This is a genomic window from Thiothrix eikelboomii, from assembly GCF_900167255.1.
Classification (GTDB): Bacteria; Pseudomonadota; Gammaproteobacteria; order Thiotrichales; family Thiotrichaceae; genus Thiolinea; species Thiolinea eikelboomii.
Map to the genome: position 1 here is coordinate 90855 of NZ_FUYB01000009.1, position 18300 is coordinate 109154.

28 protein-coding genes are annotated in these 18300 nt (G+C 50.0%); 23 read left to right on the forward strand and 5 right to left on the reverse strand.

Annotation, left to right across the window (positions count from 1 at the left end):
• Positions 1–3 precede the first annotated feature (3 nt).
• From B5D50_RS10785 to B5D50_RS10800, 5 genes are all read left to right on the forward strand, one after another.
• The gene (locus B5D50_RS10785) at positions 4–549 is read left to right on the forward strand and encodes a GNAT family N-acetyltransferase (protein WP_078922634.1); all 546 of its coding nucleotides are present in this window, start codon (positions 4–6) and stop codon (positions 547–549) included.
• A 26-nt stretch (positions 550–575) separates the two neighbouring features.
• A complete protein-coding gene (locus B5D50_RS10790) occupies positions 576–908 on the forward strand; it encodes a hypothetical protein (protein ID WP_078922636.1) in 333 nt (110 codons plus the stop codon).
• Positions 909–1005: 97 nt separating this feature from the next.
• Positions 1006–1491 (forward strand): hypothetical protein, encoded by a 486-nt coding sequence (locus tag B5D50_RS20110; protein WP_143594336.1) that lies wholly within the window; start codon positions 1006–1008, stop codon positions 1489–1491.
• A 15-nt stretch (positions 1492–1506) separates the two neighbouring features.
• Positions 1507–1716 (forward strand): hypothetical protein, encoded by a 210-nt coding sequence (locus B5D50_RS10795; RefSeq protein WP_078922638.1) that lies wholly within the window; start codon positions 1507–1509, stop codon positions 1714–1716.
• Positions 1717–1733: 17 nt separating this feature from the next.
• Positions 1734–2108: a PH domain-containing protein gene (locus tag B5D50_RS10800; RefSeq protein WP_078922640.1), complete on the forward strand. Its 375-nt coding sequence runs from the start codon at positions 1734–1736 to the stop codon at positions 2106–2108.
• Here B5D50_RS10800 and B5D50_RS10805 read toward each other — a convergent pair.
• The 5 genes from B5D50_RS10805 to B5D50_RS10825 form a co-directional block, all read right to left on the reverse strand.
• Positions 2096–2782: a hypothetical protein gene (locus B5D50_RS10805; protein ID WP_078922643.1), complete on the reverse strand. Its 687-nt coding sequence runs from the start codon at positions 2780–2782 to the stop codon at positions 2096–2098. The genes B5D50_RS10800 and B5D50_RS10805 overlap by 13 nt on opposite strands.
• Positions 2775–3419 carry a glycoside hydrolase family 19 protein gene (locus tag B5D50_RS10810; RefSeq protein WP_078922645.1) on the reverse strand — a complete coding sequence of 215 codons (645 nt, stop codon included), beginning with the start codon at positions 3417–3419 and terminating at the stop codon, positions 2775–2777. The genes B5D50_RS10805 and B5D50_RS10810 overlap by 8 nt, the downstream gene beginning before the upstream one ends.
• Complete coding sequence (locus B5D50_RS10815; protein WP_078922647.1) at positions 3416–3793, reverse strand: DUF1353 domain-containing protein; 378 nt, start codon at positions 3791–3793, stop codon at positions 3416–3418. Before B5D50_RS10815 ends, B5D50_RS10810 begins: the two co-directional genes overlap by 4 nt.
• A 312-nt stretch (positions 3794–4105) precedes the next feature.
• Positions 4106–5098 (reverse strand): phage portal protein, encoded by a 993-nt coding sequence (locus B5D50_RS10820; RefSeq protein WP_143594338.1) that lies wholly within the window; start codon positions 5096–5098, stop codon positions 4106–4108.
• Between the two features lie 18 nt (positions 5099–5116).
• Positions 5117–6916: a terminase large subunit domain-containing protein gene (locus tag B5D50_RS10825; protein ID WP_078922650.1), complete on the reverse strand. Its 1800-nt coding sequence runs from the start codon at positions 6914–6916 to the stop codon at positions 5117–5119.
• Positions 6917–7291: 375 nt separating this feature from the next.
• Here B5D50_RS10825 and B5D50_RS10830 point away from each other — a divergent pair, with 375 nt between their 5' ends.
• Genes B5D50_RS10830 through B5D50_RS10910 form a run of 18 tightly spaced genes read left to right on the forward strand, consistent with a single transcriptional unit; the run spans position 7292 to position 18292 of the window.
• Complete coding sequence (locus B5D50_RS10830; RefSeq protein WP_078922652.1) at positions 7292–8155, forward strand: GPO family capsid scaffolding protein; 864 nt, start codon at positions 7292–7294, stop codon at positions 8153–8155.
• Positions 8156–8190: 35 nt separating this feature from the next.
• Positions 8191–9201 carry a phage major capsid protein, P2 family gene (locus tag B5D50_RS10835; RefSeq protein WP_078922654.1) on the forward strand — a complete coding sequence of 337 codons (1011 nt, stop codon included), beginning with the start codon at positions 8191–8193 and terminating at the stop codon, positions 9199–9201.
• 1 nt (position 9202) lies between these two features.
• Positions 9203–9964 (forward strand): phage terminase small subunit, encoded by a 762-nt coding sequence (gene gpM / locus B5D50_RS10840; protein WP_078922656.1) that lies wholly within the window; start codon positions 9203–9205, stop codon positions 9962–9964.
• Between the two features lie 2 nt (positions 9965–9966).
• Complete coding sequence (locus tag B5D50_RS10845) at positions 9967–10233, forward strand: hypothetical protein (protein ID WP_078922658.1); 267 nt, start codon at positions 9967–9969, stop codon at positions 10231–10233.
• A 2-nt stretch (positions 10234–10235) separates the two neighbouring features.
• Positions 10236–10403 carry a hypothetical protein gene (locus B5D50_RS20345; protein ID WP_159448619.1) on the forward strand — a complete coding sequence of 56 codons (168 nt, stop codon included), beginning with the start codon at positions 10236–10238 and terminating at the stop codon, positions 10401–10403.
• A complete protein-coding gene (locus B5D50_RS10850; RefSeq protein ID WP_078922660.1) occupies positions 10400–10876 on the forward strand; it encodes a head completion/stabilization protein in 477 nt (158 codons plus the stop codon). The genes B5D50_RS20345 and B5D50_RS10850 overlap by 4 nt, the downstream gene beginning before the upstream one ends.
• A complete protein-coding gene (locus B5D50_RS10855; RefSeq protein ID WP_078922663.1) occupies positions 10876–11280 on the forward strand; it encodes a phage tail protein in 405 nt (134 codons plus the stop codon). The genes B5D50_RS10850 and B5D50_RS10855 overlap by 1 nt, the downstream gene beginning before the upstream one ends.
• Positions 11274–11852, forward strand: a complete 579-nt coding sequence (locus B5D50_RS10860; RefSeq protein WP_078922666.1) for a WYL domain-containing transcriptional regulator — start codon at positions 11274–11276, stop codon at positions 11850–11852. Before B5D50_RS10855 ends, B5D50_RS10860 begins: the two co-directional genes overlap by 7 nt.
• Positions 11849–12163, forward strand: a complete 315-nt coding sequence (locus B5D50_RS10865; RefSeq protein WP_078922668.1) for a hypothetical protein — start codon at positions 11849–11851, stop codon at positions 12161–12163. Before B5D50_RS10860 ends, B5D50_RS10865 begins: the two co-directional genes overlap by 4 nt.
• Positions 12163–12363 carry a hypothetical protein gene (locus B5D50_RS10870; protein ID WP_078922670.1) on the forward strand — a complete coding sequence of 67 codons (201 nt, stop codon included), beginning with the start codon at positions 12163–12165 and terminating at the stop codon, positions 12361–12363. Before B5D50_RS10865 ends, B5D50_RS10870 begins: the two co-directional genes overlap by 1 nt.
• A gap of 2 nt (positions 12364–12365) precedes the next feature.
• Positions 12366–12827, forward strand: a complete 462-nt coding sequence (locus tag B5D50_RS10875; protein WP_078922672.1) for a hypothetical protein — start codon at positions 12366–12368, stop codon at positions 12825–12827.
• Positions 12828–12838: 11 nt separating this feature from the next.
• Complete coding sequence (locus B5D50_RS20610; RefSeq protein ID WP_234975855.1) at positions 12839–13417, forward strand: GPW/gp25 family protein; 579 nt, start codon at positions 12839–12841, stop codon at positions 13415–13417.
• Positions 13414–14400, forward strand: coding sequence for a baseplate assembly protein (locus B5D50_RS10885; protein WP_078922673.1), 987 nt, complete (start codon positions 13414–13416; stop codon positions 14398–14400). The genes B5D50_RS20610 and B5D50_RS10885 overlap by 4 nt, the downstream gene beginning before the upstream one ends.
• Positions 14397–15158, forward strand: a complete 762-nt coding sequence (locus B5D50_RS10890) for a phage tail protein I (protein ID WP_078922675.1) — start codon at positions 14397–14399, stop codon at positions 15156–15158. Before B5D50_RS10885 ends, B5D50_RS10890 begins: the two co-directional genes overlap by 4 nt.
• Positions 15151–15726, forward strand: coding sequence for a hypothetical protein (locus B5D50_RS10895; RefSeq protein ID WP_078922677.1), 576 nt, complete (start codon positions 15151–15153; stop codon positions 15724–15726). The genes B5D50_RS10890 and B5D50_RS10895 overlap by 8 nt, the downstream gene beginning before the upstream one ends.
• Positions 15723–16589: a hypothetical protein gene (locus B5D50_RS10900; RefSeq protein ID WP_078922678.1), complete on the forward strand. Its 867-nt coding sequence runs from the start codon at positions 15723–15725 to the stop codon at positions 16587–16589. Before B5D50_RS10895 ends, B5D50_RS10900 begins: the two co-directional genes overlap by 4 nt.
• Before the next feature lie 13 nt (positions 16590–16602).
• Entirely contained in the window at positions 16603–17100 is a 498-nt protein-coding gene (locus B5D50_RS10905; RefSeq protein ID WP_078922679.1) for a hypothetical protein, read from the forward strand.
• A 49-nt stretch (positions 17101–17149) separates the two neighbouring features.
• Complete coding sequence (locus B5D50_RS10910) at positions 17150–18292, forward strand: phage tail sheath protein (RefSeq protein WP_078922680.1); 1143 nt, start codon at positions 17150–17152, stop codon at positions 18290–18292.
• Positions 18293–18300 lie beyond the last annotated feature (8 nt).

Here is an 18300-nt window from a genome sequence, read left to right on the forward strand (position 1 = left end):
ACTATGCCCTATGTTTGTAAGAGCTTGACTGAGCTTACGCTACCTCATGACTTTGATTGTAATGAGCCAGCGCTGAATCGTTTTTTGCTGCAAAATGCTTTAGAAAATGAGTCTCGTGGTGTTTGTACGACGCATTTATTTTGTGAAGTAGTTGATAGCGAATCTGTCATTTTAGGTTATTTCAGTCTTTCAACTACTCCTCTAGATATTAACCACTTAGATCAAAGAACTATCAAAAGGTTACCTGCGTATGCCAAAGCAAATCTTACTGCCACCTTGCTTGCTAGATTGGCTCTGGATAAAAAGTACCATGGAAAAAAGTTAGGCATTTTATTATTGATCGAGTCACTAAAGGCTGTCGAAGCTAGTTGGAAGTTAGTAAATTCAGTAGGGCTACTCGTCCATGCTAAGCATGATAATGCTGCTAGTTTTTATTCAGCTCATGGCTTTTCGAGTTTGTCAAAAAATCACTTAGAACTATTCATGCCTAAAAAAGAAGTCTTAGCCATTGTAGCCCAGACTAAAAAACGTAGTGATGTTTCAGTTTAATCATAAAACAGGGGCGGAGTTAATGTATGGATACAGATAACCGCTTGCGCGAGTTTGCCGCCTGGCTTTTGCACGATCAGCCGGATGCTGAACCCAATACCAGCCTAGAATGGTTGATTGAGCAACCTGCGGATACGCATTTTCGGGCTGTAATGTTTCGTGCCGTGAATTTGCTCTGTTATGAGAAAGATCAGTGGTTTTTGCTGGGGTGGCGAGAGAAGTCACCGACTTGGCCGAGGCTGATTGAGCCGTTGCATCAGGTTGGGTTGGAGCAGGGGACAGTGGCGCGGTTGGTGGGTGGTGAGGTTATTCGCTTGGCGGTGGCCAGAGTGGGTGATTTGTGGGATATTTCGGAATAAATTATAAGCAGGTCAATAGTTATTAGTTTAGGCTGATTTTTATAGTTATTTGTTGTTTAATTTGTATTCAGGTTTATTACTTTGAATAGAGGTCGAAATGAAAGCTATATTTCTATCAATTGTTATTTCGTTATTAGTAGGATGCAGTGCTACTCCATCCTCACATACCACCAGCCAAATATCATCAGCCAATAAACCTAATGAGGCTGTCATCTCTCGGGGGGGGCAAGGTGTTGTATTACCTCCCAGTGTGGATAAAAGAAATAATGTTCCCGCTCAGGCTTCGATTAGTAGTCTAGAAAACCCTGCTACAGATATTGGGGGTGTAAGCTCGAAGTGTCTGTTTGATCCGAGTCTCATAGTCTATCGTTGCCCACCCAGTGATCCGGCTGTCGTAGTCAGTTCTAATAATTGCCAACCGCAAGCGGATAATTTTTACTATTGCGATTCTGTGCTGACTACAGCGAGTCCAGCCAGTGCTTACACAGGTTCTACAGGTGGTTCTGTTTCAGTGCGTGGGTACTTCAGAAAAAATGGCACTTATGTACGTTCACATACCCGCCGATCACCCCGTCGGCGTTAATAGGGACACCCTCATATGAAGCTGATGCGCAAACGTAAACCAAGCCTTAAGACAGTGCTGGGCGTTACTAAAGCTAAAAGGCAAATTAAAAAAAGCTTGGGTGTTTATGAAGTTACGAAGGTGCTTAATGCACCCAAAAATGCAGAGCGAAGATTTAAACGTAAAATGGGTTTGAATTCGGGAATTGTTGTCTTTATCAGAAATTTATTTAAGCTTTTTAAATGAGGCAATAGGGTGAAATCATGACGGCAGCGGTAAGTAGGGTTTTGGTCGCTCTGGGTGAGCAAGTGGTCGGCACTAATGCTAAACGCTACGAAGCGGCTTTGTTGCAGGGGGAGACGGTTCTTGCTGAATATAAAACTGTCAGGGATTGCCTTGTTCTAACCAGTAAAAGGATTATGCACATTGATGTGCAAGGTCTAATCGGTAAAAAGGTGGAGATTTTCAGCTTGCCTTACTCCAAGATCAGCGCCTATTCGGTGGAAACCGCAGGAACGTTCGACCTTGATGCAGAATTCAAGGTGTGGGCATCGGGTTTAGGAATGATGGAATTCAAATTCGTTAAAGGCACAGACGTTGCGAAAGTGAATAGCATCTTGGGAAATCATACCCTATAGACTCGTTGTCCAAACTGCAGCGCCAGTTGTTTAAGCTCTGCGGTATGTGTGCTGTTATCGCGCGGTACTTCTAAGCGCAGCAACGCTTTATTAAAGCTTTTTAAATCAAAATCCCCTAGATACGTGGCAGCAGGGTCAAATATTTTGGTTCTGCGGTCGCGCACGACTCCAGCGGCCAGTGTGTCGGCATCAATCAAGTCAGATAGGGGAGGGTAGGCATAACTCCGGTCTTTAAAGCTCAGGATATAGACGTTTTGCTCCCCTGCTAACCGCACCGGATCGAGCAGGATCGGCGCATAGCTGCCGTCGGGTTTGATGTTGCCCTCAATCCAACCGTCGATCATTCCCGCGATACTAATGTAGTGCTGGCCTTGGGTGCTGAGCGTATTGCCAATGATTCGCAGGTTACGGGCGATGCCGTCGCTCATAAAAATACATTGGAGCTTGCCTTTGGAGGTAATGCGGTTGCCATAAATTTTTACGTTGCAGAGTTCCGCACCGGCAAATTGCATGCGTTTGCCTTGGCTGGGGGGTATGAGTTGGATGGCGTCGCGGTGGGCTAAATCGGTGGCGCGGGTGTCGGTGATGCTGCAGCCGATGACGCTCGCGGATTCTTCAATCCGCACAGCGTCTTCGGTGAAGTCACTATAAGCTCGAGCGTGGAGCTTATGCATAGCTCGTGTCGTCGGGCTTGATAGCAGCAGCTAAGGTTTTGATGGGTTCGCTGGCGGCGATTAGGGCTTGCAAATAGTGCTCGGCGTAGCCTGCAATCAGGGCTGCTTTGTCGGTGCCGTTAATCATGCGGCGAGCGCCCCAAAAGTCGTAGGTTTCAGCGGTGAAGTAGTGGCTGAGTTTTTTGCCGGTGAAGTCGCCGTCGATCATACCGCGCACTAAGATGCGGGCGGCGATGTCGTCACGGGCGGCGAGTTCGGGGTTGTTGAGAAGGTCGAGGCCGAGTTTGTTGCCTTGTTTTTGGTAGTTTTTGCGTCCGGTGAGTTGGCTTGGGCCACCGCCTGCAAATTTGGCTCCATCACCGGGTGTAAGGTTGCCCAGTTCACGGGCTTTTTTTGGACGGCTGCCTTCGATGTCGTACATTTTTTTGAAGTAGTCTGCGTCGCCATATTCGCGGTAGCTTCGGAATTTGTCGCTTTCGTGGTGGGCGGTGGCGAGGAGGTAGGCAACACCGTAGGGATGGTGGTAGTCGGCAGCTTTGACTTCGTCGAGGATGGCTTCAATGCGGCGGGTTTGTTCTTGGGTGAATCCCTTAAACAGTTTGCCGCGTAGAGCTGTGAAAAAAGCGTTGCGGTTCATGGTTGCGCCCTCCAGTTAGTCCATTTTGAGTAGGTACGGACAGCGTAGTACATGAGTTTTGCCTGCCAAGCCGGTACGCCAAAGATGAGCATGGCTTCCAAGAAGAGTTCGTCAGCTTGCGGTCGTGAGATTTCAGGGGCTTGGGTGAGTAGCCAGTCGTGCAATATCGCTGCTTTTGCATAGCGCCCGTGAGGGGGGAGGAGTGACCAAAGGAGGCGTGGGACGCTGGCAAGGTCGGTTTCAAAGCCTGCGGGGATGCTGTAGATGGTTTCAGGGGCTTCTTTTTCGCCGACGTAGAATAAAAAAGGTTCAATCAGGCGAAAATGGTAGTTGTCCAGTAGCTCGACGCTAGCTGGGCTGGTAAATGTGCTCATGTGCTGTCCTCACGACAGTAGGTTGTTTGGGGTATTATATTAATGTGGGATGAATTTGGCGTGAATAAGTAAAGTGCACGGGTAGTGCACGAAAATGCACAAATTCGTGCAGAGGGGAAAGTTGTGAAGTCTAGGTGGTGTGGGGGTTGGAGGGGGATTCGTGCGGGGAATTTCGTGCAACGGATTTTAACGCGTGCCCCCCGCCCCGCACACGTTTTTAAACAGTCGTGATAGAGTAATGCGTCAAAAGAATACTGCAGGCAAAAAAAAGCGGCGATAGTCGCCGCTCAATACAAAACCCAGTCCACTTTTTTATTTTGGCAGATCAAACTGCAGCACAGGATGCACCGCCGCGAACAGCTTGGCCAGCGGCACGATCTCATTCTGTATCAGCGCATCACGTGCCTCAGTGATGTTGCCAAACCCTCCCGCATTACTAGACTGCACCGCCATCATGTTCGGCGGTACTCGATGAGTCGCACACACATCAGCCATGCTCACGCCCTTGATGTCAAAAAACTTATCCTGTGCCTGTGCCGACTCAACAGGTATAACTTGAATCCCATCCTTCTTTCCCTTGGGCGCATACAAAAATAGGTTGCGAAACGCCCCAGGGCCTTTAGATTCCTTGAGTGCCAGCTTCAGGTTTTTAACATCGTCTAGTGAGTAGGCAGGGTCAGATAGATACAAGATAAACCCCGCGTGATTCCCGTTGCGATAATACTTACGCCGAAATAGTGTGGCCTCCTCATTCAGCCACGCAGCTTGGAGCCCAGCCAAGTAGTAAGGCTTGCCGTAATACTCCTGCTCTAAATCATCCTCTTGCCAGTGATATATGCGACTGTTGAATTCTTTTAACTCAAAGGAGTCCAGTCTCATAATTCCGTACTTTGCATCATCCATTCGACGCACATACATTGCTGGCGCAGATATGAAACCCTTCGGTGTCAATTGGCTTTTGCTGGGTATCTCCTCCAGATAAGCATTACCCAGTACCAAAGCATTGAGCGCAAATTTTCTAAATTCGGGCAGCGGCAAATAATCGGAGGGGGTAAACAACGCGCACAATAAATTAACCTTAAGCTGCATCGCACTGAGATGGTGCGGGTTTGCATACTGCGTATTGTATAAATGCCTAAAATCTAAAGGTGTTTCATAGTAGCGTCCATTATGTCTGGACTTTAAATAGTTCCGGATTAAATCCAGATTACTTAGTACCGGAGCAGGATCACCAAACGTAAAAGCTTCCCACGGCAGTGGTTTCAATTCAGTGCGGCCAAAACTTAATAGGGATCGTAAATTCACGTTGCTGTCTCCCGACAGTTAAAAAAACAACAGCGATTCTTCATCGCTGCCACTTTCAGTTTCCAATTCAATCAGTGTTTCAAACTCGGCATTTTGGAGCGCATGAAGTAGCGCCCACGCCACATCGGCATGACCCGTATCCGCTGAGCGTTTGGCTGTGTAAGTCGGCAGTCCCCCCCTTGTCCCACTGCGCTGGATCGCTAGCAGTGCAGGCAATACATCATCCAAATACACATTATCAATTTCGATTAGTCCGCGTTTGAGCAGTGTTTGTAGCTTGATAATCATCTGCGTTTTTATTTCAGGGTCATAGCGTATACCTTCAGCAGTCGGGAATAATTTACTAACCACTTGTTGGTAAACCCCTGATCCCTCGCCCTGATGATCAATCCCCATGTACGTGATGTTGTATCTTTTCAGCAGCAATTCGACTTGCTCAAACTGCTGCTGGTAGTCCGCATCATCCATCCGAATCACTTCCACCACTCGGTATTTTTTATATTGACTATTGGGTGGAGCGATCACTACTAACGCTGCCGCATCATCCCCCTCACCGCTAGGGTCATAGCCTAGCCAGCATTCGGTCTCAGCTAATGGTCGAGCCTCTAAAGGCTTGACATCCTTCCACTTTTCCGCGATTTCTACGAGCGCTGCATGGAGTAACTTAAAGTTAAATACACTAGCTGCGTAGTCAATAAACTGGCACAAGCACAGCATTGCATAGCGGGCAGGGGAGTACTTACGTTTCACCTTGTCCAAATTAAACAGAGTGCAGCCTTTTCGTATGGCATCTTCAATGGTCACGATTTGCCGCCAATACCCATCAGGGCAATCCTGCCCCTCTTTAAGCGCAGCATGGCTGATATTGATCGTGATCTGCTCATCTTTTGCCCGGTCTTGATTGTAAGTAGCGCCTGTCCAGAATTTATAAAAATCGTGATCCATTGTGGACGGCGTGGTGAAGTAGGTTTCCCGATACACCGCTTGCAATGCCATTGCGCTCGCCACTTCTTGGATGTCTTCAAACTTCCTAACCCACGCGCACTCGTCCAAATATAAATCCCCCGAATACCCTTGCACGCTGGATACCTGAGTACCCAGAAAATGCAAATAGACCTCACCCGCCTCGTGGTCAGGCAAGATCAGGCGCATCGGGTCGCCCTGAAGGTCAATGTCTAAAGCTTTTTTGACGAAACGGATGATATTGCGCCGAAATTGTGCGGCTTGCTTTTTTGATGCAGAGACGAAAATCTGATTGCGTCCGGTGGTAATTGCAATGATTAATGCTTCAAGGGCGAAATAATACGTCGCACCAATTTGACGCGATTTGAGTATGATCCGCCCGTCTTTAAAACGCACATCAAACCATTCGCGCTGGTAATCAAAAATCGCCTCTTCAAACGCATCCAATAAAGCTTGGGTTTGATCGGCATCAATAAGGTTTTTTTCTGAGGCTTTGGGTCGTCCGCGCTTCTTCTTGGGAGTCGATTCGTCGCGTGTCGAGTGGGGTGCATCGGGTAACGAGCTGGTTTCTAATGGTTGAGAGCGTATTCGTTCAGCCCGCTCCAAATAGCCCAAGTAGCGGTCGATTTTAGCCTGATGTGCCGGTGAGTTGTCATCATTCGCCAGCAACGATTGCAGTTTGTCCGCAATCGCGTTTTTAACCCGCCCGGCTGCATCTAAGGCTTCCCAACCATATCGCCGCTTCCACGCCGCTATGGTATTCGCGGATACGTCCAGTGCGCGTGCAATGTCGCTAATTCGCTCGCCTGCGAGGAACTTTTGTTTCGCCGTCTCACGACGGTGAGTACTTGTCATTTTGTTATCTAATCATCTTGGTGTGGCTCGTATTAACGGCCTTGGACTGACAATTCGGGCAGCGCACATAGCGTGTTACCAATGTTTCGCCCGCGACCGGGTCGACATGCCGCTCCGCTTTCGTGGCTATTATCAGCATTTCCGCTCCGCATTGTGGGCAATCCGCCCCTGTTTTTTTACGTCTGAATGGGCGCTTAATTTGTTGTTTTTTGTTCATTAAGTACCTGTTTTTTATATAAAAGTTGCGCTTATTTTAACATTTCTAAACAAAATATTCATACTTTCATAAAAATCAGTAATGCGCACACTATGAGCCATTCACGTCGTGATGACGTTTTATCCCAACAGGCTGACGAGCCAACTTGATGGATTTTTATGGCTACTGTAACCAAACGCATCGCCAAATCTGGCCTAACGATAGATGGCCGCGAACTCCCTAAGCCAACGCTGCTTGCAATGGCTGCAAGCTACGATCAGCAAACCTATGCTGCGCGTATCAATATGGAACATATCGTTGCTATGTGGCCTGACTCCACTTTTAAGGAGTACGGCACAGTCACTGCATTACGCACGGAAGAAGCCCCGGCCAACGAAGTTTATCTGGTGGCTGATATGGAAGTGCTGGATGAAGTCATCGACTTTTGGGAAAACAAAAAGCAGAAACGCGCTTTCAGTATTGAGCTAGACCGCAACTTAGTAGGCTCAGGCAAACCGTATTTAACGGGTCTGGCAATTACCAGTACGCCTGCCAGCCTCGGGACACATTTCAGCGCAACCTCGCCCAACGTCATCCGTTATCAATTTATTGAGCGTCGTGTGGATGATCACGCCGACTACACTGTGGAGCATTTGTCTATGTCAATAGATACCCCTGCTGGCAATCCAGCGACCCCGCCAAAAACCGAACCAACAACGCCAGCATCGAATGTGCCTGATCAATTTGCGGCTCACTTGCAGCACTTTACGACAGAGCTAGCCGCAGTACGAGATGAACGAAATGCAGCGCAAGCAGAATGTAAGCGTTTAACAGATGAGTTCACTGCAAAGCTAGCCGCTAAGGACAGTGAATATGCGAATGCTTTGTCTGCCAAAACAAGCGAATACACCGGAGTGCTCGCTGCCAAAGATGCGGAAATCGAAAGCTTGAAACAGCAAATTCCGGCTGATGGCTATCAATTTCGTCCCAAATTTACGGGCAACGAAGATGCGAAAGCTGCGACCGGCGGCTTCCGGTTTTAAAAAACAATAATTAGAACGTCGGGAGACGTACTGCAATGCGTAATGAAACACGAGTTTTATACAGCGACTACCGGCGCACCGTCGCCCAGTCAAATGGCGTCGAAGATGCTCGCGAAATGTTTTCGGTCGCACCGCCGATTGCCCAATCAATGGAAGACATCATCCGCGAAGAGGCAGGCTTTTTAGACCGAATCGGCTCACAGTCCGTCATTAACCAGAAAGGCGAAACCATTGGTTTGGACATCGGCAGCACAGTTGCCAGTGTTACCAAAACCAGTGGAACAACCGAACAGCGCGAACCGGTCGAAGTTGTTTCGCTCGAAAAAACCAACGAATATGCGGTGGAGCAGGTCGATTTTGACACCGCTATCCGCTACTCAACCTTAGATCAATGGCGGGTCTATCCTGACTTTGCGGAGCGTTATGCTCGCCAATTAGCACGTCAAATCGGACGAGATCGGATCATGATCGGCTGGCATGGCGAAGGCCGAGCGGCGCTGAAATCAGATCGTGTGGCTAATCCTCAGTTGCAAGACATCGCCAAAGGATGGTTAGCCAAAATTGCCGAATTTGCTCCTGATCGTATCCAAACCGACCCGCTGACATTGGGTGTTGCAGGCGATTACAAAAATCTGGATGCACTAGTCTACGATCTGATCGAAGCGAAAATGGCTGAGCATCACCGCGAGGACACTGACTTAGTGTGCATCGTAGGGCGCAAGCTGTTGCATGATAAATACCTTGGACTAATGAATGACAACAATGCAGCTACTGAACGTGTGGCCTTGGATATGTTATTCAGCACGCGCCAAGTTGCAGGTATGCCTGCCGTTGTTGTGCCATTTTTCCCCGCCGATGCCATTTTGGTCACTCGCCTCGATAACCTGAGTATCTATACTCAAGAGGGCAGTGTGCGTCGTCTGATGCGTGAGCGCCCTGAGAAAAATCGGGTGGAGGACTTTATGAGCCAGAACATGGATTACGTCATCGAAGACTACACCTGCCTAGCTCAAGTGGCTGCTGGCGCTATCACGTTGGCGAACTAACATGACACCGATACAGCGCGATACCTTACGCAAGCAAGCTGAGCGAGAGCAGGGACAGGCTATTGCCCCTGCTTTGCAACCGCTCGACCGCGCCATGCGCTATAAGCTCGGCGCTGATCGTGCTCGCCTGAAAAAAATTGCCTCCATGCAGCGTAAAGCAGAAGTCAAAGCAGAACTACTGCCCGACTACTTGCCTTATTTAGAGGGAATGATGGCCGTCGGGCGAGGCGATGAGGTATTGACTCAAGTGATGATTTGGGCATTTGACGCTGAGCAAATGGATGTGTTTGATCGGCTAGCTCGCTATGCATTGGACAATGGCATTGCCATGCCGACCGAGTTTGCACGACCCTTAGGGAGCTGGCTGGCTGAGTCTGTAGCGAAGTGGACACTGCGCCAAATCGAGGCGCCAACCGCCTCGCCCAACGCTGTGGCTTTGAATCCTTTTGCGTTATGGCTCGATGAGCAAACCGCACACATGGATATGCACGACGAGGTTCGCGCCAAACTCAAGCGAGTTTGCGGGGACTTGCTAGCTAATAGCCATCCTGCTGCCGCTTTAGACTATTTTGAAGAGGCCATTCGCCTTGATCCGCATATCCGCATCAAAAAACGTATGACTGCCTTGCGTGAGCAATTGGCAACCACCGAGTCCCCCACCTCGCAGGGACAAGCAGCCGCTGGGGCAACTGTGAATGTGACAACAACTCCTCCTCGTCCATTGCAGTTTGACCCCAGCCTCGCTGTTTTAATGGAGCACTAACGATGACCGCAATCATTTTTTTACTTTGTTTTGTATTGATGTTGTTGTCGTTGTGGCTGTTTGCCAGTGGCACCGACTACCACCGCTGGTTTTATCTAGGGCATGGTTTCGTGCTCGCAGTGATTGGGATTGGCAGTATTTTAGGCATGATGCAAATGCAAGTGCTTGGCGGATTGGGGATGGCCGTCATGGTTGCGTGCCAGATCGTTGCTCGCTTCTGCATTGAGTATTTTGAGCAGCGGGTGCTGACTCAAATTGATGTGTACTAATTATGCAAGACATTGTAGCCGCCGCAGACGGCATCGAACGCTTAGGGATTGTCGGTATTTTGGCGGGGATTTGCATTGTTGAAGCGCTGATCATTTTGAAACAATGGAAAGCGTGGATGGCTTGCCAGAAAACGCTGCTTCGCGCTGTGCAGGGTAAGGACATCGAATGAGCCTTCCTTCGTTTATTGCCAACACTCCAGCAATCATACAGCACCCGATTATAAATAACGGTTTTTGGCCAGATGTAAGCGTGCAAGAGTTTGAAAAAGCCTATCGCATTGACGAGAGTTTTGACGCTACTAAGCGGTTGGCACGTTTAGAGCAAGCACTGCGACTCACCAATGCTGAGTTGCACCAGCAGTTTTGCGCATGGTCACGCATGGGCTATGCGACGCTGGAGGATGTGCCGCAAGAAGAACAGGGCGATAAGAAAGTTTTAATTGAAAGCTATAAAACGGCAGTCTTTGCCAAGGCGATGGAGCTGATGAGCAATCGCTATCGTGCTACCGATACCACGATGCACGCTCTACCGCGTGCGGAAGCTCAGGAAAAAGTGGCGGATCAATACCTCATCGAATACCGCGAAGCGATTTTGATGTTGGCTTATCCCCAAGGTAGTTTCTCGTCCGTGGAGTTGATTTGATGCAAGTACGCCTACAGCGACTCAAACAATTTTTAATCGAAACTGGTCTGGCTGCAGAACAGTTTCGTTTGGATATTGAGGGCGGGGATGCTGATTGCTCTTTTGACGAAATCGAGGCGTCTGTGCAGGACAACAGCACCCAGCCGATCACCTACACATTGGCAGAACCTGACCTGCAGTTTTATATGACACTCAGTTATCAGTTGAGTATTTATGTCGCTGGTTATGCGGGCGAAGTTGCGGATTTACTCCGCAAAGTCGGTTGGTGGCTACACAGCGAAGGGCAGCGAAAAAGACTGCGCTTCATGGCTGAACTCAATAATAACGAAACCGTCGATTTGATGATCGACCTAGAAATTATTGAAATTAACAAAAACAACGGCGGGGAGATTGTCACATGCTAATGGCAGGCAATAATCAACTCCCTGAAGCACTTGCGCTTTTATACCGCAATGCAGGGCCAGTGACTCGCCGCCGCGCTCTGAAAAAAGCCTCTGTGTTTTTACAAGCCGAAAATAAAAAACGAATTAAAGCCAACGTCGAGCCAGATGGGTCGCCGATGGCAGCACGTTTGCCGTTTACGAAGCAAGGCGTTCGCCGCTTTGCCTATACCAATGGACAGAAGCAGCGCAGCATTCGCACGGTGATCAATGGTCGTGAAAATGGCCGTTATTTTGAAGGTTTTGATCAAAAAACTAAAAGCATTCGCCGTTTTCGCTTAGATCGGATGCGTGAAGCGAAGCCCACCAAAAAAAGCCTACGCATGTTTCCGCAATTTTGGAAATTTGTGGAGCGGCGGTCAGCGGGCAATGAGGAAGTGGGCTTTTACGAGCATAAAGCCACCCGTGCCCGTGAATATCAAAACGGGGCAGGTTATGTGCCGCGTGAATTATTGGGCATCAGTGCAGCGGATGTTGAATCAATCAAGCGCATTTTGCTGGACGCACTCACCGAAAACACAGGAAGGCGCCGATGAACACCAAAAGCCTTTACACACTCGCCGATCTCAGCCGCATGGTCAACGCCACACACCGGTTTGGCTCGATCAAAACCGTAGCAGCTACTAGTGCCACTGCACTAGTCCAAGCCGCATCTGGCACATTTGAGACACCTAACTTGCCAGTGATTAATCGGCCTTTGGGAGCCACGATTGAGGAAAAATGCCTATTGATTGCACCGCAAGGCAAGCCGGAGCAGGGTGTGTTGGTGTGTTTGGGACGTGATCCGAAATTTCGTTTGGTCATAGAACATTTAGAGCGCCGTATCGACGCGCTGAAGCAAGCGTAATGCGTGTCATCGTGAAAAATTTAGGTCTTGCAGCCTACATCAAGCTGCATGGCGGACAAATCGTTGGCTCAACGGCACACACCGTGACCTTTGAGAGCGATACGACAGGTCAGGAGTGGCGGACAGCCTACGCAAACAGTGATTTTTCTCGCTTCAACAGCGAGTTGATCAATCTGCAAAAACTAAAAAAAGGTGAATAATAATGGCATTAACTACTGCCCAATTGCGTGACAATTTAATCTCCCAACAACAAGCCGAAGCCGCAAATTTAATCGCGTTGATGGAATCAGTCGTTGATGGGCGATTGAATGTCGTCAACGTTGATATGACCGCCTTGGCTGCTAAAATTTCCGCAGTCAATGAGTTGCTTGACGGCGACGAAACAACCGAAGGCTTTCAAGCGTTTCAATCTTTAGTGGCTCGCGTTTTAGCACTAGAAACCTCCAGCTCTGAACACGCTTTGCTGATCGGCGGCCTGCGCAGCGATTTAGATGCCTTGGGCGTGCGTGTCACGAACATTGAAGCGGCGATCCAAGAGTTTCCGACTCGTGACGAATTGAAAGCGTCTCATGAGCAAAGTGCTCAGGCGTTTATTAATCGCTTATGGGTAGGTCGCACACGTCCGGCAGGCTTGCCGAACGCTGACGGCACTAGTAGCGTTTAAGGGCTAACGGCATGAGCGCAACGATGGACGTGACCGCAATGGCACAGGCATACGCAGCGATGGCCGCTAATCTGTCAGAGTATGCCGTGCAAGTGACTGGCGGTGACTCCAAAGCGCTCACGCTGATCAATAACAAACTCGACGTATTGATCAGTAGCCAACCGGCCGCAAAAAACACCAGTACTCGGCTCGTGCAGTCGAGTACTGGATCTAATGCGCCTCAACAGTTGCAAATTTTACGCACGCAGCGCTATGGTATGCACGCACAAACAGGCCGTCTTTTGAGCGGGATTGAACATCTCAAACAGTCGATTGCTGACATTCTCTGTACCCTCATCGGCTCAAGAGTCATGCGCCGAGACTATGGCAGTCGCTTGTTTGAGTTGCTCGACAAACCATTAAACCCAAGCACCATTTTGCAATGGACAGCCGCTGTTGCCGACGCTTTGGGGCGCTGGGAACCACGCTTTAAACTACAACAAGTCAAACCCACTATTCGTAGCAAAGCCGAAGGCTTGCAGGGTAAGTGGGTGCTGGAGTTGCAGGGCGATTACCTTGGCTATAATGTCGCGGTGGGGGTCGCACTATGATCGACCAACCGTATCACGACAAAGATTTAAGTCAGCTCCCACCGCCAGAAGTGTTGGCAGCATTGAACTATGATGTGCTGTTGAATGAGCGTAAACAGACGCTAAATGGCCTGCATCCGCTGGTGTTTGTCGATGGGCAGCCGGTTTTAAAGCAAGCCACGCTCATCCAAACCGATACAGAAAGTTATTGGAAAATCCCGTTTGACCAAGAAGCAGGGCTGTATTATCTCGACCTGCCATCCGACCCCGCGACCCGACTGGTGGAAGCGGATGCGTATCGTGAATTATTGCTGCATCATCGCGTGAATCAAGTTGCCAAAGACTTGCTGATTGCCTATGCGACCGGAGCAAATTTAGATCACTTGGCCGCCAATTATGGCGTATCGCGCTTGGTGATTAGCCCAGCGACTAGCACAACCAAGGCCGTTTTAGAGTCTGATGCGGCCTTGCGCAAGCGCACACTGTTAGCGATTGAAAATTACGCCCGTGGTGGCAGCATGGGTTGGTATTTGTTTAATACCCTGTCAGCCTCCGGCCTAGTCAAGGATGCGGCGGTAATCTCGCCGAATCCCTGTGAAATTGTGATCAGTGTCCTCTCCCAAGAGGGCGATGGCACGGCCACGCCAGAGCTATTGGCGACCGTTGAAGCCTACCTCCACAGCCGCTATACCCGCGTATTAGGGGATTTAGTCACGGTTCAATCGGCGGAGGTGCTGCATTACAGCCTCGCTGCTGATGTCGTTTATTACCCGGGGCCGTCGTCCGCTTCAGTGAAAATCGCTATCGAAACCGCATGGCTCAAGTACCGCAGCCAGTCCGAACGGATTGGCCACGGTGTGCATCGGTCCGCGATTGATGCCGCTTTACATCAACCGGGGGTTTATCGTGCTACGATTCAATCACCGGCTGAGCTGCCTTTAGCAGTTGGTGCCATGCAAGCACCTTACTGTGACTCTTTTGTTTTGACAGAGGCCAAAGTATGAGCTGCGAATTTAAGACTCTGCTGCCACAGCCAACGACAGTTGAATTAGCACTTGAAGAGGAAATGGCGCAAAAGTATTGCCGCCTTTCGCCCGATATCATTAAAGCCTTGCATGACCCGTGGGCCTGTCCACTGGAATTTCTGCCTTGGTTGGCTTATGCCTACTCTGTTGATACGTGGAATGATGGCTGGCCGGAAGCGACCAAGCGGTCGGTCGTCGCGAATAGTATTGCGGTACATACCCACAAGGGCACACGCGGTGGGGTCGAAGATGCACTTGCTGCTTTGGGCGTTGAAGTCACTATTGACGAGTGGTGGCAGCAAGTGCCCCAGGGCGAACGTGGCACGATGCGCCTGACGCTGAGCGTGCAAACGGTGCTCGATCCAAGCGCTGATATCTTGATTAGCGAAACGGTACTTGCCGACATTATCGACCAGATGAATCATACCAAGCGTGCCAGCATCCATTTTGATTTTAGATTGCTGGTGGAAACCACTGCGCCGACGGGCCTGGCGCTGGCGAGTAGCGGCCAACTCACTACGCATCAGCAACTAGAAGCCGCACCAGTGCGACTCGTGGCTCATGCGTCAAGGCCGCTGGGCTTTGCCTTAGTCAGTAGCTGTCAGCTGACAACTCATCAACAGTTAGAAACTGCTCCAGTGCGACTCGCTGCCAAAAATTCTGTGCCCGCTGGCTTGGCACTCGCCGCCAGTGGGCAACTCACTACGCATTGTCAATTGGAGGTATCCATTGCCTAATCCACTGTCCATTGTTGCTTACCCGACCGTATCGGGGATGCAACGCGCACTGAGCCTCAATGCAGGCATGGCCTTGCAGGTCAAGTACATTGCCGTGGGGTCTGGTTTGCAGGCGCTGCAATTTGACGACGGCGGTCGTGCCATGACCGACACACTCAAAAATTTAATCGGCTATGTGGAAGTCGCCGCTGCGAATAAAGTGACTCCGTATCAGTGGCAAATGACCGTCAATTTGGCGGGCTTGAATGCTAATGAATGGCGCTTGTCCGAATTTGCGCTGTGTGATGCCGATCATAACGTCATTGCCATTTACGGCAGTGCGACCCAAGCGATTTATCCGGTAACTCCTTATGTGACGGATGCGTTGCTGTCGGTTAATTTGTTGCTGGCGGCATTTCCGGCGAATTCGATCACTATTGAGCATCATAATCAGCCACTGGAGTTGTTCAATTATCAACTCGTGGCTCATGTACATAACGCAATCGGGCAATTTTCACTTACACAAACCCGCCTAATCCACGAATTTCGGCAGCTAACACAACCGATCAAAACAGGAGTTAGTGTATGACGATGACACTACAACAGCAGTTGCAACAAGGTATACAAACACACCTTGATGCTGCTGCATTCTTCCAAGAACAAGGAGCATTGATCCAATCTGACAGAGCAAAATTGGCGACAGATGTGGCGGCGGCAGGCCAGCAACTGTTAGACAAAGTAGCTCCCACTTTGGGCGAGGTGCTGATCTATGTGGATGGCAAAGCGGCGGCAGGTGGCAATGGCTCGAGTCAATCACCGTACTCATCATTGGATGAGGCACTTGATAAAGTACCGGCGGCTCGCCCCACTGTCATCTATCTAAGAGGGGACAACACCTATACGCTTAACCCCGGTGCACAACAAACAAAATGGCTGTATTGGAAAAGCCCAAACGTACGAATCGAACACCGGGGCGGCACTGCAAAACCGATCATCGTTGTGCCCCATTTTGAATCGTCAGATGGGTATGCTTACCCTACGTTATGCATACATTCGTCGGGATTGGCATACATCCATTTTTATGCCGTTACGCTGGAGTTAAAACCGTCCCTGAACAATAAACCTAGTGTCGGTTATCACTCGTGTTTTCTATACCCGTGGTGGGGTAGCTCATTGTCTTGTGCATTTTCTCATGGAAAATTGATCATCCCATCTAACATGGCGCTTATATCGCCCTATGTGCTAGCGATGTCTATCAGCTTGATGTTTTACGGCCTCGAGTTGTTGGGCGGCGGCAACATCGTTTATACCCATTACCAGCCATTGATCACGATTTTTAACTATGCCGGATCATTAGCGACAGATACGTACATCCTGAGCCAAAAATGGAGTAACGCGAGCCACTTATTGACCAACTACACCGGTGCTCAGCTAGCTCGGGTTGTCGCATAACGAGGACACAACGATGGATAATCAAATTTTAACAGTAGTGCATGCCGGGTTTGAGGTCAGCGGGACGGCGGCCTATTTGGCAGAGAGGGGGGTGCCAGTCCAGCAGATTGCGGAGCAGGCGTTAACGCAGGCTCGGCAAGCGGCGTTGGAGCGCATCAGACAGCAACATGCACAAGCGTTGCAACAGTTATCCGGTGATGCGACAGGGGAGGAGCGCGACACGTGGCCGGTGCAGCTGCAGGCGGCACTGGCGTATACAGCAGGCACAGCCAGCGATAGCCAGCACGCCATGATTGCAGCGATGTTGGTAAAGGACGAAACGCCTCCTATTTGGGCGGCCAAAGTACTGGCGAAAAACGCGGCGAGGCAGCAATTGATAGGCGTTGCGCAAGGTATCAAACGTCGTGCCGAAAAAGCGATTGAGGTCGCAGCGGATAGCACCGCCATTGATACGGCATTGGCATTAGCCAAAGAAGAGGCGATGGCTGCTATGCGGCAGTTTACTCAGTAATACAAAACCACCCGACGTGAGTCGGTATTATCCAAACTAAGGAGGCATTATGCCAAGCAATTTTTACCACGGGCCGAGTATTTTGCAGTCGCAAGATGCCGCGCCAACCGCGATTACTCCCGCATCCACGCCCATTGGATTGATTGCCACGGCGGAGGATGCTGATGCTCAGTTTTACCCATTAAATACCCCGGTGCTGCTCAGTGACCGTAGTAGCATGGATAAAGCAGGCACAAACGGCACGTTAAGCGGTGCACTGGCCGCGATTTATGATCAAGGCATTAACCCGCAAATCGTCGTAGTTCGTGTCCCAAGCTCATCGGATGCTGCTGAGCAGGCGGCACATGTGGCAGCGGGTACGCTGGCGATGACGGCCAGCCAAAGCCTATTTGAAGTCACGCCCGAAATATTGGGTGCTCCTGGCTTGGATGCGGAATCAGTCGCAGTAACGGCACTACAAAATCTGGCGGATCGGGTCGGTGGCTTTGCGTATGTTGGGGCAAAAGGCTCAACACGCGCGGAAGTCGTTGCCGTGCGCCAGCTCTACAATCATCGGCGCATGATGTTGATTTGGCCGGAGTTTGAACGCGGTGAAAACACCGTGCAGGCGGTCGCGGTCGCTTTGGGCTTGCGCTCAAAAATTGATGCCAATGCGTCCATCGGCGGTCGGGCGAAAACGCTCTCCAATGTGCCGCTCGCCGATGACTTTGTAGCCACCGTGCCGCCGCTGACCATCAGTCAAGCTGTGGATTATTTCGGCGCTGATAGCGATGGTAATTATCTCAATGCCATGCATGTGACTACGTTGCGGCGCGAAAATGGCCTACGCTTTTTCGGCAACCGCACTTGTTCCAACGAGCTGATGTGGCAGTACGAATCGGCGGTACGCATGACCGACCACATCGCAAAAATCATTCAACGCCATGAATTTGCTGCCACTGACGGCCTAATCAGTCAGCAATTACTTGATCATCGGATTGAGATGATCCAATTCGAGCTGGACACACTAGTTCGCCAAGGCTGGCTACTGAAAGGCGCACGTGTGATCAAGCATCCGACCAAAAACAGTGTGGATGAAATCCGCGAAGGGGCGACGTGGCTGTATGCCGACTTTACGGTGCCGCCGCCGAATGAGCAGCCGGGCATTGTCCTACGCATCACCCATGACTACTTGCTCAACGTATTGGGCTAAGGGAGATC

Coding starts and splice junctions, on each gene's coding strand:
- B5D50_RS10845 (WP_078922658.1), top strand. CDS start 9,967: ATGACCGCAATCATTTTTTTACTTTGTTTTGTATTGATGTTGTTGTCG.
- B5D50_RS10800 (WP_078922640.1), top strand. CDS start 1,734: ATGACGGCAGCGGTAAGTAGGGTTTTGGTCGCTCTGGGTGAGCAAGTG.
- B5D50_RS10865 (WP_078922668.1), top strand. CDS start 11,849: ATGAACACCAAAAGCCTTTACACACTCGCCGATCTCAGCCGCATGGTC.
- B5D50_RS10850 (WP_078922660.1), top strand. CDS start 10,400: ATGAGCCTTCCTTCGTTTATTGCCAACACTCCAGCAATCATACAGCAC.
- B5D50_RS10815 (WP_078922647.1), bottom strand. CDS start 3,793: ATGAGCACATTTACCAGCCCAGCTAGCGTCGAGCTACTGGACAACTAC.
- B5D50_RS10905 (WP_078922679.1), top strand. CDS start 16,603: ATGGATAATCAAATTTTAACAGTAGTGCATGCCGGGTTTGAGGTCAGC.
- B5D50_RS10825 (WP_078922650.1), bottom strand. CDS start 6,916: ATGACAAGTACTCACCGTCGTGAGACGGCGAAACAAAAGTTCCTCGCA.
- B5D50_RS10870 (WP_078922670.1), top strand. CDS start 12,163: ATGCGTGTCATCGTGAAAAATTTAGGTCTTGCAGCCTACATCAAGCTG.
- B5D50_RS10795 (WP_078922638.1), top strand. CDS start 1,507: ATGAAGCTGATGCGCAAACGTAAACCAAGCCTTAAGACAGTGCTGGGC.
- B5D50_RS10805 (WP_078922643.1), bottom strand. CDS start 2,782: ATGCATAAGCTCCACGCTCGAGCTTATAGTGACTTCACCGAAGACGCT.
- B5D50_RS10810 (WP_078922645.1), bottom strand. CDS start 3,419: ATGAACCGCAACGCTTTTTTCACAGCTCTACGCGGCAAACTGTTTAAG.
- B5D50_RS10790 (WP_078922636.1), top strand. CDS start 576: ATGGATACAGATAACCGCTTGCGCGAGTTTGCCGCCTGGCTTTTGCAC.
- B5D50_RS10890 (WP_078922675.1), top strand. CDS start 14,397: ATGAGCTGCGAATTTAAGACTCTGCTGCCACAGCCAACGACAGTTGAA.
- B5D50_RS20110 (WP_143594336.1), top strand. CDS start 1,006: ATGAAAGCTATATTTCTATCAATTGTTATTTCGTTATTAGTAGGATGC.
- B5D50_RS10860 (WP_078922666.1), top strand. CDS start 11,274: ATGCTAATGGCAGGCAATAATCAACTCCCTGAAGCACTTGCGCTTTTA.
- B5D50_RS10885 (WP_078922673.1), top strand. CDS start 13,414: ATGATCGACCAACCGTATCACGACAAAGATTTAAGTCAGCTCCCACCG.
- B5D50_RS10830 (WP_078922652.1), top strand. CDS start 7,292: ATGGCTACTGTAACCAAACGCATCGCCAAATCTGGCCTAACGATAGAT.
- B5D50_RS10785 (WP_078922634.1), top strand. CDS start 4: ATGCCCTATGTTTGTAAGAGCTTGACTGAGCTTACGCTACCTCATGAC.
- B5D50_RS20345 (WP_159448619.1), top strand. CDS start 10,236: ATGCAAGACATTGTAGCCGCCGCAGACGGCATCGAACGCTTAGGGATT.
- B5D50_RS10875 (WP_078922672.1), top strand. CDS start 12,366: ATGGCATTAACTACTGCCCAATTGCGTGACAATTTAATCTCCCAACAA.
- B5D50_RS10910 (WP_078922680.1), top strand. CDS start 17,150: ATGCCAAGCAATTTTTACCACGGGCCGAGTATTTTGCAGTCGCAAGAT.
- B5D50_RS10900 (WP_078922678.1), top strand. CDS start 15,723: ATGACGATGACACTACAACAGCAGTTGCAACAAGGTATACAAACACAC.
- B5D50_RS20610 (WP_234975855.1), top strand. CDS start 12,839: ATGAGCGCAACGATGGACGTGACCGCAATGGCACAGGCATACGCAGCG.
- gpM (WP_078922656.1), top strand. CDS start 9,203: ATGACACCGATACAGCGCGATACCTTACGCAAGCAAGCTGAGCGAGAG.
- B5D50_RS10835 (WP_078922654.1), top strand. CDS start 8,191: ATGCGTAATGAAACACGAGTTTTATACAGCGACTACCGGCGCACCGTC.
- B5D50_RS10855 (WP_078922663.1), top strand. CDS start 10,876: ATGCAAGTACGCCTACAGCGACTCAAACAATTTTTAATCGAAACTGGT.